We start from the raw sequence: 13,189 nt of genomic DNA on the forward strand, positions 1-13,189 counted from the left end.
CGGGTCAGCTCCCGAACAGTTCACGAGCGGCGTGGCCGAGGACGGGGTAGATCGCCCCGAGCATCAGCACGACCCATACGCCGGCGACGGCCCAGAACATCTGCTTCTGGTAGCGCGGGCCCTTCGACCAGAAGTCGACGGCGATGACGCGCAGGCCGTTGAGCGCGTGGAAGAGGATGGCGGCGACGAGGCCGTACTCCAGCAACGCGACGAGCGGGGTCTTGTAGGTGGCCACGACCTTGTCGTAGTCCTCTGGGGAGACACGGACGAGCGCGGTGTCCAGGACGTGAACGAACAGGAAGAAGAAGATGAGGACGCCGGTGACTCGATGAGCCACCCAGGACCACATTCCTTCCCGGCCGCGGTACAGCGTTCCAGCCGGCACGGAAGAACCCTCCGGGAGCGGGGATTGGGGCCGCGCCGGCTTCGGGTGTCGGACGGGCCCGGCCGGGTACGGTCCACCGGCCCCCAGCATCGTAGCGATGCGCTGCCGGTGGGCTGCGCCGGGGTCTGGCCATGTGATCAAAACGGCAGCCCAAAGGGCACGGACGGGCTATTAACGGGCGCCTATCGGAGGGGGTGGCCTCGTCCGATGCCCGGCGCGGTGCCGTTGTGGCTGGTCGCGCTGTTTCCCGCGTCCCTCAGACGGCTCACCAGCCGTCCTCTCGCGAGACGCCGGAGTTCCTCCGCTGTGACCACCCGTTCTTCCTCCGCATCGTTTGCCAATCGTGACCGGATGGCGGCCAGGAGGTGGTCGGCGAACTCCGAAGGGGGGACTCCGTCCAGGCAGATGGCGAACGTGTGTCCGAATCGGGCCTCGTAGGCCGCGTGGGCCGCGTCCAGGGCCATGTGAGCGGCCGAGTACGCGCTCTCCGGCAGTACCGGTAGCGATTCTCCGGCCAGGGCTTCCGACAGATCCCCGAGCGTCAGGTCGTACGCCGCCTCGTCGGACGCGGCCAAGAGGGCGTCCAGCGTCGGGTACGGGCGGTGGGCGCTGATGCGGTGGGCCCAGCGGAGGCTGCGGAGGCAGGTGAGGAGGAAGGGCTCCAGGTCATCGGCCGGGGCGGTGTTGAAGTGCTCAAGTGGGGAACGCGGGCCGGGTGTGTCCCGGGTCTGCGCGGGCAGCGAGGGTATGGCGACTTGGCCAGGGAGGTGTGTGGGCGTCACGTGTGTTTCGGCAGGTGATGGCGTGAGGTGGTGTGAGAGATGTGGCGCCACGCTATCGAGAGCGGACATCTCGTGTCCGACGAATGCCCGAATTTCATCCGAACGGGAGAGTTTCAGAACGTGTGGTGGACAGATGCGGATGTCCCGAGGGCCTAGGTTGGCGCAGTGAGTGGGCACAGGCGCCGGACATCGGCGAACAAGGCGTTGAACCAGAAGAAGCCGTTGAACCGGACGTGGGTGCTGATCGTCGCGGTGATTGTCGTGACGGTCGCGGCCGCGGTGGGTCTCGGAATGTGGGCCACCGGCGGGGACGGCGGTGACGACGGGCCCCTGGTGTCGGCGCAGCGGCAGCCCTCGCAGGACGCGTCCGCGTGCCCCTCGGCCGGCGTCTCGAAGTCCCAGAGTCCCGCGCCCACCCGCTCGTACCCGCTGTCCAGAACACCGCGCACCATCCCCGCCGTCCGCGCGCACACCCCGGCGCGCGGCCCCGGCTGGAAGCCGGCGAAGGGGCTGCGGGTCGTGGTGAGCGACCGGGAGCTGGCCGACGAGGGCCGGCTGGTCGCCGGTGAGCTGGGGCTTGCGTACGGGGGCGCGAAGGACGACGTGTGCGCCGGGGACGTACGACTGACGCTGAACGACGACGAGGGCGCGGACCCGGAGTCGTACTCCATGACCGTGCGCGGCGGACGGGTGAACATCAGCGGGCCTGCGGAGGCCGGGGTGTTCTACGGGACCCGCACGCTCAAGCAGGAGGTGCACGGAGGGGGCACGGCGCCGGAGGGTGTGGTGCGCGACGAGCCGGCCAAGCCGGTGCGCGGGTTCATGCTGGACATCGCGCGCAAGCACTTCACGGCGGAGTGGATCGAGGACCGCGTCCGGGAGCTCGGCGATCTCAAGTTCAACCAGCTGGGGCTGCACTTCTCGGACGACCAGGGATTCCGGATCGAGTCCGACTCCCACCCGGAGATCGTGTCCCAGCAGCATTTGACGAAGGCGCAGGTCAAGAAGATCGTCGACCTCGCTGCCAGTCGGCACATCACGGTCGTGCCGGAGATCGACTCGCCGGGGCATCTGGGCGCCGTGATCGCCGCGCACCCGGACCTCCAGCTGCGCAACGCGCAGGGCGTGGCGACGCGGGGCGCGGTCGACATCTCCGATCCGGCGGCCGGGGAGATCGTCGACGACCTGCTGAACGAGTACGCCGGCCTCTTCCCCGGCACACCGTGGCATCTCGGCGGCGACGAGTACCAGGCGCTGACGGTGTCCGATCCGCAGGCGTCCTATCCGCAGCTGGCCAAAGCCGCCACCGACGCCTACGGCTCCGGCGCGACCGTCGCCGACCTCACCACCGGCTGGCTCAATGACCGGGCCGACACGGTCCGCGCCCACGACAAGAACCCCCGCGCCTGGAACGACGGCTTCTTCCGGGGTACGTCCGTGCAGCCCGACAAGGACATCCAGGTGGCCTACTGGACGGGCAAGGAGATCGGGGCGCGGCAGCCGTTGGAGTATCTGAGGGAGGGTCGGAAGATCGTCAACTACAACGACGAGTTCCTGTACTACGTCCTCGGAGAGCCTCTGACCTTCGTCTATCCGACCGGACAGCGGATCTACGAACAGTGGACACCGCTCGTCGTGCGCGGCACGCAGCCGGTGCCCGCGAAGTACGACGACCAGATCCTCGGCGGGTCCTTCGCGGTCTGGTGCGATCTGTCGGACGCGCAGACCGAGGCGCAGGTCGCGGCCGGCGTCCGGATGCCGCTGCGGGCGACCGTGCAGAAGCTGTGGGACCCGGCCAGTCCGGAGCTGTCCTGGACGGAGTTCAGGGCGCTCGCCGACCGGCTGGGCTGAGCCGACGGGCGTCGCGAGGGCGTGATGAGGGCGTGATGAGGGCACGGCGGGGAGCGCGTCGGGGGCGGATTGTCCGGTCCGCCTGCGAACGGGCGTACGACTGTGGTGTATTCGGCCCGAGTCGCACTGCGCCGCACTGAGCTGCGCCGAGCCGCATCGAGCCACCGGGGGGAACGGGCATGGGCTACTGGGGTTATTTCGTCGTGGGCCGCGCAGAGCTGCCGCTCGCCGAGCTGGGCGCGCTGGCGGACGCCGAGGGCATCACCCTGCGGGTGTCGGCGCCGGACGGGTGGCAGGTCTGGGAGTACCCGAGCAGCGTCGGCGACGTCGGGAACATGAACGCGCTCGCCGGGGAGACCGGGGCGCCGGCGCTCTTCGGATACGTCATGGACAGCGCGTCGGCGGTCGTGGAGGCGGCGGGGCCGGAGAGCGGGGCGTGGACGACGTGCCTGGGGCGGGCGGCGATGGCGGCGCGACTCGGGATCGACGGGATCGACGGGGGCGGCGGGGGCGACGGGGGCGACGAGGGTGACGGACTCGGAGAGGACGGCGAGGGCGGGATGGCGGGGCCGGTCCTTGAGGACTACTTCCTCCAGCCCCGGGACGCCGCCGAGCGGGCCGTCGCCTGGGCCGCCGAGGCCGGGCACACCGTGGCCCCGGAACCGCTGCTCGACGTGCTGAGAGCGGACCCCGACCCCGCCGCGAACGAGTTGGCCGAAAACCTGTTCTTCCGGCTGCTCGACCGGCTCGGCGTGGTGCCCCTGTGACACTCCCGGTCCGTCGCACGCAGTAAGGGGCAAAGCGGGTTCCGTTAGGGATGACCGCCCGGCGTGGGAGACGCGGATGAGCCTGGTGGAACTGATCGCTCAGGCCGACGAGCGCGGACTGGCCGCGAGTGGGTTGGCCTGTTTGGATCGGTGTCTGCCCCTGCTGGGAGGCGACGACGAGATCCTGCGGCCGCTGTGGGCCGGACTCGCGGACGATGTGGACGCCGGTGCCTGGGGCGAACGGCTGGAGCAGGTGCGCGGAAAGCTCGGCCACGACCACGCGAGCCCTGGGGAGGCCGTGCTGCTCACCCGTCGGATGCTCGCCGCCACCCCGTCCGCGCCCGACGCCGCCGAGGTGCGGTTGTGGGCCGACGCCTGCTCGGTCGCCGCGCTCCGGATCCACCGGCTCCTCGAAGGCGCGGCCCCCGAGGAGGCCGACGCCGCCTCGGTCGGCGCCCGCCGGGAGGGCCGTACGGACGGCATGTCGCCGCTCGTCGCCGCCGAGCTGCGCCGTCAGGTCGCCGTTCTGGAGCTGCTCTCCGAACACGGCGTGGGCGGGCTGCGCCGGGCGCTGGAGGTCTCGACGGAGGGCCGGCGGGTGCTCCGTGCGGTGGTGTCGCGGCGGGCCCGGGGGAAGCGGGGCTGAGCGGCGTAAACCTCGACGCCGGGCGGGTCCTGTGACTGTCGTGCGGTGGAGGTGGGTCGGTCCTGCACCGGTCCCGGGCACCCCTCGGATCCGGGTGACGAATCCCTGTGCCGTGGCGCTTTCCGGGATGTGACGACACACCAGGAAACCAGGCCCTCAGCTGCGGCGAAGCCCGTGCGGTGGGCGGCGGACGCGGTGGCGACGATGCGCGAGGGGGCGCGACTGCGGCTCGACTACTCGGCGCAGAGTCTGTGGCGCGTCGACCGGATGATCGACCAGCTGCGCCGGGAGGAGACGCCCTACGCCGCCGTGGACAGCGTGCTGCGCGGCTTCGGCGCGTACGCCGGTGAGGTGATCGCCCGGCAGTCCGCCGCCGAGTGGTGGGCGACCGGCGGCGACCACTGGATCCGCACCCCGGACGGCAAACTGTGGGACCCGATCGACGAGGCGCGCCGCTGCTTCACGGGAGACGGATCGCTGCGCCTGCTGTGCCGCGACGCGACCGACGGGTCGACGCGGCCGTAGCCCGACCGTCTCCGTCGACCGGTTCTGGCGAACGCCGCGGCCGGCGAGCGGGTGCGGCGTGGGTGAGTGCCTTCACCGTCGCGGTCGCCAGGTGGCGGCGGACGGTCGAACGCGTGAGCCGGGAGACCGCGGGCACACAGTGACACTTTCGTGGGATTCGGCGCTGATGACCGTGTGGGCGGAGGCAGACGGCGGCTGTGCCGGGGGCCGCGGATCCGCCACGGACTCGGTACGGACGAGGACAGTTCTTGGGTCAGGGAGCGGTACCCCGACGCGCGCAGGCGTACGACGGGGAACTGGGCGCGGCCGTCGCGCGGGCCCAGCAGGGTGACGAGGCGGCCTTCGCGGTCGCCTACCGGATCGTGCAGCCCGGACTGCTCGGGTATCTGCGCGGGATCGTCGGTGACGAGGCCGAGGACGTGGCCTCCGACGCCTGGCTGGAGATCGCCCGGGACCTCGGCCGGTTCAAGGGCGACGGCGCGGGGTTCCGTGGCTGGAGCGCGACGATCGGCCGGCACCGGGCGCTGGACCATCTGCGCCGGCAGAAGGTACGGCCGAAGCCGGCGACGCTCGAACAGGACGTACTGGAGCTGCCGGGGCCCAGCAGCACACACGACCAGGCGCTGGAGTCCATCTCCACGGGGCACGCCCTCGACCTGGTCCGGGGTCTGCCCCGCGACCAGGCGGAGGCGGTGCTGCTGCGGGTGGTCGTAGGCCTGGACGGCCCCGCCGCCGCACGCGTCCTCGGCAAGCGGCCCGGCGCGGTACGGACGGCCGCGTACCGGGGTCTGAAGCGGCTGGCCGACCAACTGGGCGACCAGGGTGTGACGGATGACAGTCCCCGGACGCTGGGGGAGTCGACGTGACAGGCGAAGGCCACCGGACGCCGACCGCCCGGATGGGCCGGCCGGACCACCGGACGGGACGGGACGAACAGGCCGGCCTGCGACGGACAGAGACGGACAGAGACAGACAGGGACGGACACGGCATGGGTGAGCGGCAGAGCGGCAACGGGACACCCGGCCGTCAGCGTGTGCACCCCGCCTCCGACACCGCGCCCGGTTCCGCCGCCACCCTGGAACTGGAGGCCCTGCTCCGCGCCGCCCTGCGCGAGGGCCGGCTCGACGGCGAGGACGAGTCGCGGGCCGTGGCCGCCTTCCGGACCGCACGGGACGCGGGCGCGCACCGGTCGCGTACCCGGCGCCGGGACGACTGGCGGCCCCGTGAGCGGAGGTGGGGTGCTCGGTCGGTGCGGGCGACGCTCTCCGTGGTTCTTGCGAGCCTCACGCTGGGCGGTGTCGCGTTCGCGGCGATCGGTTCGGCGGGCCACGACACGCACGGTGCGGAGGACGGGCCCGGCCGTCCGCACCCGGCGGCGAGCACCGAGGCCCGCCCGAGCGCCCCGTCCTCCCGCCCTGCCCCCGACTCACACGCCGACGCCGCGCCCTCGGACCGGCCGGCCACCGCGAAGGACACCCTGGCTCACTGCCGGGCGTACGAACGCGTCGCGCCCCACGGCAAGGCGCGCGACTCGACGGCCTGGCAGCGGCTCGCCACGGCAGCGGGCGGCCAGGCGAACGTCCGTGCCTACTGCGCGGAGCGACTGGTGGAGTCGACGGCCAAGGCCAAGGACGACAACAAGGGCGAGGCCGACCCCAAGGCCGAGGACACCGGCAAGAACGACGACGGCAAGAACGAGGACACCGGCAAGAACGCCAACAACCGCCAGGCCGAACCGAAGGCTGAGAAGAAGTAGTCGTACGGCCCCGTGGGCGAGCGGCCAAGCAACGGCCGGGGCCGCCACCCCCCACAGGAGAGGCCCCGGCCGTCGCACTGGCACGGGTCGCGCGGCGGCCCGTATCTCCTACAGCGCCGCGACTGCGTTTTCTGTCACACCGTTCTGGTGGACCGAGCGGCAGTGGGTCCTGCCGTCAGGATTCGTGCTCAGGTGGCTGCATCGTGGACGGACATGGACGAGCAGTGGTTTCAGGTCGTAACGTGCCTTTCGCGCCGGGCATGGAAGTTGCGCGATCACCGCAACCATCTTCGGCTCGGGGTCGGCGCGAAGCCGGTCGTGAAGCCGGCTCGAAGCGACCATCGACTCGACCATCTTTTGAGGTAAGCACGGGTGCTGGGGGACGACGCGGAGCTGACCGCCGCGGTGCTCGCGGCACAGGACGGGGACGAGACCGCGTTCCGGACTGTGTACCGCGCCGTGCACCCGCGGCTGCTCGGGTACGTCCGGACACTGGTCGGAGACCCGGACGCCGAGGACGTGGCATCCGAGACCTGGCTGCAGATAGCCCGTGACCTGGAGCGGTTCAGCGGCGACGCGGACCGGTTCCGCGGCTGGGCCGCCCGGATAGCCCGCAACCGCGCCCTGGACCACATCCGCATGCGGGGGCGTCGCCCCGCGATGGTCGGCGACGAGACCGAGTTGACCGGCAAGCCCGCCGAGTCCGACACCGCGGGCGAGGCCATCGAGGCCCTGGCCACCGACACCACGCTCTCCCTCATCGCCCGGCTGCCGCAGGACCAGGCCGAGGCGGTCGTGCTGCGCGTGGTCGTGGGCCTCGACGCGAAGAGCGCGGCCGAGACACTCGGCAAGCGCCCGGGCGCCGTACGGACGGCCGCGCACCGCGGTCTGAAGCGGCTCGCCGAACTCCTCGGCGAGGATCCGGAATCGGCCGGTGTCCTCGACGCCCTGCCACCCCAGAGAGAACCGCGCGGAGGTGCGGTGACGTCCGCCGGTGTGACGCATACGCGAGCGCGGACGCAGAAGGACATGTGATGGCCGACGAGCAGTACAGGTGGCTGGACCGCGAAACGGCGGAGCGTTTGCTGAGCGGAGAGTCCCTCGAAGCCGTCGATGTGGCCGACCGCGACGAGGCCGAAAGGCTCGCCAAGACCCTGGACGCGCTGTCCGTGGAAACCGCGCCCACCAGCGCCGAACTCCCCGGTGAGGCCGCCGCGTTGGCCGCTTTCCGCGCGGCCCGCGCCGAAGGCCTGGCCGAGGGGCCGGCCGCGGGCCGGACCGACGGACGGGCCGGCGGCTGGACCGGCCCCGGAGAGCGCGCCCGCATCGGCACCTCCGACGTCGGACTCGTGCGCATCGGCGGCCCTGACCGGGACGTCCCGCGCCCCCGCCGAGGCCGTTCGATCCGCGTGGGACTGGCCGCCGCGCTGGCCGTCGGCATGGTCGCCTCGGTCGCCCTCGCGGTCGGAACCGGAGTCCTGCCGGCGCTGTCCGGCGAGGCCGAACCGGATCCCGGCGCGTCGGCCTCCGCCCCGGCGACACCGGACCGCCCCCTCGTCCCACCGTCCCCCAAGAGCTCGCAGGGCGAGCCGTCGCCCGACGGCACCACCGGCCCCGGCCGGGGCACCTCACGCGACACCGCACGCGAGGGCTCCACCGCGGACCCCGGCACCACCGCCGGCTCCGACGGCCGGGCCGGACGCCCGGGGAACGCCTCGCCCGGCGCCCTCTCGGCCTGCCGTGACATGCGAGACGGCAAGGGACTGACCGCCGACCGCAGGCACACCCTGGAGGGCGCGGCGGGCGGAGCCTCGCACGTGAAGAAGTACTGCAAGGTGGTGCTGGCCGACAGCGCGTCCGCGGACAACGACGTCAAGAACCGGACGACGAAGGACCGCACGAAGAAGGACCGCAAAGAGCGTACGAAGAAGGACCGCGAGTCCGACAAGGACGACGACGGTCACGGTGACGGCAGAGGCCACCGGGGCAGGGGCGAGGGCGGCGACGGCGGAACCGACAGGCCGCACCGGGGTTCCGGCGGCAACCGTCACGACTCCGCCGAAGGCACCGGCACCGGCACCGGCACCCGCACCGTCTGAGCAACACAGCTTCTGACCTGCGGTTTCCCGCATGGCGAGAATTCCCGCCAGAGGGGTGTGACGTTTCCGGGGGCCGGGGCGCAGTAATGAGTGAGCCGACTGGTCATCGGCCGCCGCACAGAGCCGGGGTTCCCCCCGTACTCACGGCTCGTGCAACCTGGCGCGGGCGGGACACGTTCCCCCGGTCCCGCCCGCGCCCCATACCTCTCCACCTCTCCCGCTCGGGCCGCGCCGCGGGGACTCACCAGTACACGACGACCTTGTCGCCGTTCCCCACCCGCGCGAACAGATCCGCGATCGCCGTCTCGTCCCGTACGTTGACGCAGCCGTGCGAGCCCCCGGAGTAGCCACGGGCGGCGAAGTCGTACGAGTAGTGCACGGCCTGGCCGCCGCTGAAGAACATGGCGTACGGCATCGGTGAGTCGTAGAGCGTCGACACATGGTGCCGGGACTTCCAGTAGATGCTGAACACACCCTCGCGAGTGGGTGTGCCCTGCGAGCCGAAGCGGACCGGCAGCGTCATGAGAGTGCGGCCGTCGACCATCCAGCGCAGGGTGCGGCTGGACTTGCTGATGCAGAGCACCCGGCCGGTCAGACAGCGCGGGTCCGGCGCGGCGGCCGGCTGCCCGCCCATCAGGTACAGCTCCCACTTGCCCGGCTCGTGCGTCATCCCGAGCAGCCGCTGCCAGGTGACGCTGTCCGTCCGTCCCGTCTTCGGCAGCCCGCGCTTGCCCTGGAAGCCCTCCACCGCCTGCTCGGTCAGGTCGTCGTACGTCCCCGTCGGCCCGTCGTACAGCCAGGCGACCTGACGCAGCCGGGCCTGGAGCTCGCGGACGTCCCCTCCGCTGTCGCCCCGCGACCACAGGACGACGGGCGCGGGCGAGGCGGGCGCCGCGCTCGGCTCGCCGCCCTTCGTGTCCTTGGCGGCGTCGGTGTCCCCGCCGGAGCCGGAGCCGGAGCCGGAGCCGGCGTCGTCGGCGTCGTCGGCGTCCGTGTCGGCGGAGGCCTTGGGAGGGGTGCTGCCGGGGACGTCGACGTGCACCGGCGAGCGGGACTTCCCGTCCTCGTCGGCGGGCTGAACCGTGCAGCCGCAGACCGTGGCCAGCGCCAGCAGCGCGACGATCGTTCTCCCCACGCCCGTAGTACGCATCCCAACCCCCGTCGTCTCACCGATCCGCGCGCGCGACCCAACCAGCCACCGAGCCGGCCGTCGAACCAACCACCGAAGATGTTCCCCCCGAATGACGGCTCGCGAACGGCACGGCATTGTTGTTTCAGGAACTGGCGAGTGCCTGGCGACCAACTGCTCAGACGGAGGCGACAGACCATGACGCGCGAGTCGGAGTCCGGGCTGCCCATCGAGCCGGTCTACGGGCCTCAGGACCAGGCGGGCTGGGACCCGGCCGAGAAACTGGGTGAGCCGGGGTCGTACCCGTTCACCCGCGGCGTCTACCCGACGATGTACACCGGCCGCCCCTGGACCATGCGGCAGTACGCCGGTTTCGGTACGGCGACGGAGTCCAACGCCCGCTACCGGCAGCTGATCGCCCACGGCACGACGGGGCTGTCGGTCGCCTTCGACCTGCCGACCCAGATGGGCCACGACTCGGACGCGCCGATCGCGCACGGCGAGGTCGGCAGGGTGGGCGTGGCGATCGACTCGGTGGACGACATGCGGGTGCTGTTCGACGGGATCCCGCTGGACAAGGTCTCCACGTCGATGACGATCAACGCCCCGGCCGCCCTGCTGCTGCTCCTGTACCAACTGGTCGCCGAGGAACAGGGCGTGAGTGCCGACGAGCTCACCGGCACGATCCAGAACGACGTACTGAAGGAGTACATCGCGCGCGGGACGTACATCTTCCCGCCCAAGCCGTCGCTGCGACTGACCGCGGACATCTTCAAGTACTGCGGGGCCGAGATCCCGAAGTGGAACACGATCTCGATCTCCGGCTACCACATGGCGGAGGCGGGTGCCTCCCCGGCGCAGGAGATCGCGTTCACCCTCGCGGACGGCATCGAGTACGTCCGGACGGCGGTCGCGGCCGGTATGGACGTCGACGACTTCGCCCCGCGCCTGTCGTTCTTCTTCGTGGCCCGTACGACGCTCCTGGAGGAGGTGGCGAAGTTCCGTGCCGCCCGCCGGATCTGGGCGCGGGTGATGAAGGAGGAGTTCGGCGCGAGGAACCCCAAGTCGCTGATGCTGCGCTTCCACACGCAGACGGCGGGCGTGCAGCTGACCGCCCAGCAGCCCGAGGTGAACCTGGTCCGGGTGGCGGTGCAGGGCCTGGCCGCGGTGCTCGGCGGCACCCAGTCCCTGCACACCAACTCCTTCGACGAGGCGATCGCCCTGCCGACGGACAAGTCCGCGCGGCTGGCGCTGCGCACCCAGCAGGTGCTCGCCTACGAGACGGACGTGACCGCGACCGTCGACCCTTTCGCCGGCTCCTATGCCATCGAGAAGATGACCGACGACGTCGAGGCGGCGGCGGTCGAGCTGATGACGAGGGTCGAGGAACTGGGCGGCGCGGTCGAAGCGATCGAGCACGGCTTCCAGAAGGAGGAGATCGAGCGCAGCGCGTACCGGATCGCCCAGGAGACCGACTCCGGCGAGCGGGTCGTGGTCGGCGTCAACCGGTACCAGCTCGACGCGGAGGAACCGTACGAGCCGCTTCGGGTGGACCCTGCGATCGAGGCCCAGCAGGCGGAGCGGCTTGCCAAGCTGCGGGCCGAGCGGGACCAGGCGGCGGTGGACACCGCCCTGGACGCCCTGAAGAAGGCGGCCGAGGGGGAGGACAACGTGCTGTACCCGATGAAGGAGGCGTTGCGGGCCCGGGCGACGGTGGGCGAGGTGTGCAATGCGCTGCGGGGGGTTTGGGGGACTTACGTGGCGTCGGATGCGTTCTGAGCTGGGTGATTCCTCCGAATGGGTGATCGGGGGCGAAATCCGCCCGTTCCTGGTTACGCTCGTGGAGGGTGTTCCCGATGAGGAGGGTGCCGTGGCTGTGATGCTGCACGAGTCGTCGCTTGCTGATGCTGCCGACTGGCTTTGGGAGGAGCTGCCCGGGCACCGGGTGGAGATCCTCAACGGGAGCATTGTTGTGACACCGCCGCCCGATGGGCCGCATCAAGTGACACTGTCGTGGTTGATCGTGTCGTGCCACGAAGCCGGAGATCGGCAGGCTGGACTGAGAACGGTGTCGGGAGTCGGTCTGTGGTTGCCGACCGGGCCGGACGATTACGCCGTACCGGACCTGTCACTCGTGGATGCCGACTTCCACGACGCGCTCGTCGAGAAGAACTGCTATGCCCCGCATGTCTTCCATATGGTGCTGGAAGTGACGTCCTCCAACTGGACGAACGACACAGCCACCAAGGTCGACGTCTACGCCAGGGCCAACATCCCGGTCTACCTCATCGCCGATCGTAAACACGACGAGGTCCTCCTCTACGCCGACCCGCTCGACGGCAAGTACCCCGACCCCGTCCGCTACCAGCGAGGCCAGACCGTCCTCGTCCCCGAGTCGGTCGGTGTCAGTCTGGAACTCTCCGTCGACACCCTCCTCGACGGCGACGACTGACCGTCCGGAGACCGAGTGTCGTACCCCCGTGCGACACTCGTCCCATGTTCGGCGTCATCGATCTCCCCACCTACCTGGCAGGCCTCGTCCTGATCGTCCTGCTCCCTGGCCCCAACTCCCTGTACGTCATCTCCGTGGCCGCCCGCCAGGGGATCCGCGCCGGGTACACCGCCGCCGCCGGAGTCTGGTGCGGGGACGCCGTGTTGATGACGTTGTCCGCGGCCGGGGTCGCCTCGCTGCTCCAGGCCAACGCCGTGCTGTTCGGGATCGTGAAGTACGCCGGTGCCGGATATCTGACCTGGCTGGCGGTCGGGATGCTGCGGGCCGCGTGGGGAATGTGGCGGGCGCGACGGGAACAGACCCTCGCCGACAGCCCGGCCGGCTCCGCCGCCACCGACGAGCGGCCCTACCGCCGGGCCCTCGTCATCAGCCTGTTCAACCCCAAGGCGATCCTGTTCTTCGTCGCCTTCTTCGTGCAGTTCGTGTCAGAGTCCAACCCGGTCGTGGGGTTCGTGACTCTGGGCGTACTCGCCCAGTTGGCAAGCGTGTTGTACCTGTCTGCCCTCATCTTCGGCGGGTCTCGTCTCGCTGCTGCGTTCCGTCGTCGGAGGACGCTCAGCGCAGGGGCCACCTCGGCCGCCGGGGTGCTCTTCCTGGGGTTCGCCGTCAAGCTGTCTCTGGCAAGCGTGTAGGGGGCTGGCATGTCTCACCTTGACGAAGCCGCGGCCCTGTTCGCCCGCATGAGCCTCCAGGAGCAGCATGCGGCACTAGGAGCCCTCGGCCTGCCCAAGAGGCT

The 13,189-nt window shown here is 71.1% G+C and carries 14 protein-coding genes; 11 read left to right on the plus strand and 3 right to left on the minus strand.

Going from position 1 to position 13,189, the window contains the following annotated elements:
- Nucleotides 1-4: 4 nt before the first annotated feature.
- Both sdhC and AB0H86_RS15245 read right to left on the minus strand, forming a co-directional pair.
- Nucleotides 5-385 (minus strand): succinate dehydrogenase, cytochrome b556 subunit, encoded by a 381-nt coding sequence (sdhC, locus tag AB0H86_RS15240; RefSeq protein ID WP_362437398.1) that lies wholly within the window; start codon nt 383-385, stop codon nt 5-7.
- Between the two features lie 182 nt (nt 386-567).
- Nucleotides 568-1,167: a 2-oxo-4-hydroxy-4-carboxy-5-ureidoimidazoline decarboxylase gene (locus AB0H86_RS15245; protein ID WP_362437400.1), complete on the minus strand. Its 600-nt coding sequence runs from the start codon at nt 1,165-1,167 to the stop codon at nt 568-570.
- A gap of 291 nt (nt 1,168-1,458) precedes the next feature.
- On the opposite strand from AB0H86_RS15245, the gene AB0H86_RS15250 reads away from it, so the two are divergent.
- The 8 genes from AB0H86_RS15250 (at nt 1,459) to AB0H86_RS15285 (ending at nt 8,812) form a co-directional block, all read left to right on the plus strand.
- The gene (locus tag AB0H86_RS15250) at nt 1,459-3,018 is read left to right on the plus strand and encodes a glycoside hydrolase family 20 protein (protein ID WP_362438486.1); all 1,560 of its coding nucleotides are present in this window, start codon (nt 1,459-1,461) and stop codon (nt 3,016-3,018) included.
- Between the two features lie 179 nt (nt 3,019-3,197).
- Nucleotides 3,198-3,785, plus strand: coding sequence for a hypothetical protein (locus AB0H86_RS15255; RefSeq protein ID WP_362437402.1), 588 nt, complete (start codon nt 3,198-3,200; stop codon nt 3,783-3,785).
- A 76-nt stretch (nt 3,786-3,861) separates the two neighbouring features.
- Nucleotides 3,862-4,431 (plus strand): hypothetical protein, encoded by a 570-nt coding sequence (locus AB0H86_RS15260; protein WP_362437403.1) that lies wholly within the window; start codon nt 3,862-3,864, stop codon nt 4,429-4,431.
- Between the two features lie 129 nt (nt 4,432-4,560).
- Nucleotides 4,561-4,956, plus strand: coding sequence for a hypothetical protein (locus AB0H86_RS15265; RefSeq protein WP_362437404.1), 396 nt, complete (start codon nt 4,561-4,563; stop codon nt 4,954-4,956).
- Nucleotides 4,957-5,204: 248 nt separating this feature from the next.
- A complete protein-coding gene (locus AB0H86_RS15270) occupies nt 5,205-5,822 on the plus strand; it encodes an RNA polymerase sigma factor (protein ID WP_362437405.1) in 618 nt (205 codons plus the stop codon).
- A gap of 123 nt (nt 5,823-5,945) precedes the next feature.
- The gene (locus tag AB0H86_RS15275; protein WP_362437407.1) at nt 5,946-6,713 is read left to right on the plus strand and encodes a hypothetical protein; all 768 of its coding nucleotides are present in this window, start codon (nt 5,946-5,948) and stop codon (nt 6,711-6,713) included.
- A gap of 372 nt (nt 6,714-7,085) precedes the next feature.
- Nucleotides 7,086-7,748 carry an RNA polymerase sigma factor gene (locus AB0H86_RS15280; protein WP_362437409.1) on the plus strand — a complete coding sequence of 221 codons (663 nt, stop codon included), beginning with the start codon at nt 7,086-7,088 and terminating at the stop codon, nt 7,746-7,748.
- The gene (locus AB0H86_RS15285) at nt 7,748-8,812 is read left to right on the plus strand and encodes a hypothetical protein (RefSeq protein WP_362437411.1); all 1,065 of its coding nucleotides are present in this window, start codon (nt 7,748-7,750) and stop codon (nt 8,810-8,812) included. The genes AB0H86_RS15280 and AB0H86_RS15285 overlap by 1 nt, the downstream gene beginning before the upstream one ends.
- 241 nt (nt 8,813-9,053) lie before the next feature.
- Here the strand turns inward: AB0H86_RS15285 and AB0H86_RS15290 are convergent, their stop codons facing one another.
- Nucleotides 9,054-9,962, minus strand: coding sequence for a L,D-transpeptidase family protein (locus tag AB0H86_RS15290; protein WP_362437413.1), 909 nt, complete (start codon nt 9,960-9,962; stop codon nt 9,054-9,056).
- Nucleotides 9,963-10,139: 177 nt separating this feature from the next.
- Here AB0H86_RS15290 and AB0H86_RS15295 point away from each other — a divergent pair, with 177 nt between their 5' ends.
- The 3 genes from AB0H86_RS15295 to leuE are packed head-to-tail and all read left to right on the plus strand — an operon-like array spanning nt 10,140 to nt 13,085.
- Entirely contained in the window at nt 10,140-11,720 is a 1,581-nt protein-coding gene (locus tag AB0H86_RS15295) for a methylmalonyl-CoA mutase family protein (protein ID WP_362437415.1), read from the plus strand.
- Complete coding sequence (locus AB0H86_RS15300) at nt 11,710-12,393, plus strand: Uma2 family endonuclease (protein ID WP_362437417.1); 684 nt, start codon at nt 11,710-11,712, stop codon at nt 12,391-12,393. Before AB0H86_RS15295 ends, AB0H86_RS15300 begins: the two co-directional genes overlap by 11 nt.
- Before the next feature lie 44 nt (nt 12,394-12,437).
- The gene (leuE, locus tag AB0H86_RS15305) at nt 12,438-13,085 is read left to right on the plus strand and encodes a leucine efflux protein LeuE (RefSeq protein WP_362437419.1); all 648 of its coding nucleotides are present in this window, start codon (nt 12,438-12,440) and stop codon (nt 13,083-13,085) included.
- The last annotated feature ends 104 nt before the right edge of the window (nt 13,086-13,189 follow it).

It is taken from the genome of Streptomyces sp. NPDC050997, from assembly GCF_040660135.1.
Taxonomy (GTDB): Bacteria; Actinomycetota; Actinomycetes; order Streptomycetales; family Streptomycetaceae; genus Streptomyces.

What these genes read in the sequence shown, in the direction of transcription:
- AB0H86_RS15250 (WP_362438486.1), top strand. Translation starts at nt 1,459, where the DNA reads ATGTGGGCCACCGGCGGGGACGGCGGTGACGACGGGCCCCTGGTGTCG.
- AB0H86_RS15255 (WP_362437402.1), top strand. Translation starts at nt 3,198, where the DNA reads ATGGGCTACTGGGGTTATTTCGTCGTGGGCCGCGCAGAGCTGCCGCTC.
- AB0H86_RS15260 (WP_362437403.1), top strand. Translation starts at nt 3,862, where the DNA reads ATGAGCCTGGTGGAACTGATCGCTCAGGCCGACGAGCGCGGACTGGCC.
- AB0H86_RS15275 (WP_362437407.1), top strand. Translation starts at nt 5,946, where the DNA reads ATGGGTGAGCGGCAGAGCGGCAACGGGACACCCGGCCGTCAGCGTGTG.
- AB0H86_RS15285 (WP_362437411.1), top strand. Translation starts at nt 7,748, where the DNA reads ATGGCCGACGAGCAGTACAGGTGGCTGGACCGCGAAACGGCGGAGCGT.
- AB0H86_RS15290 (WP_362437413.1), bottom strand. Translation starts at nt 9,962, where the DNA reads ATGCGTACTACGGGCGTGGGGAGAACGATCGTCGCGCTGCTGGCGCTG.
- AB0H86_RS15295 (WP_362437415.1), top strand. Translation starts at nt 10,140, where the DNA reads ATGACGCGCGAGTCGGAGTCCGGGCTGCCCATCGAGCCGGTCTACGGG.
- AB0H86_RS15300 (WP_362437417.1), top strand. Translation starts at nt 11,710, where the DNA reads ATGCGTTCTGAGCTGGGTGATTCCTCCGAATGGGTGATCGGGGGCGAA.
- leuE (WP_362437419.1), top strand. Translation starts at nt 12,438, where the DNA reads ATGTTCGGCGTCATCGATCTCCCCACCTACCTGGCAGGCCTCGTCCTG.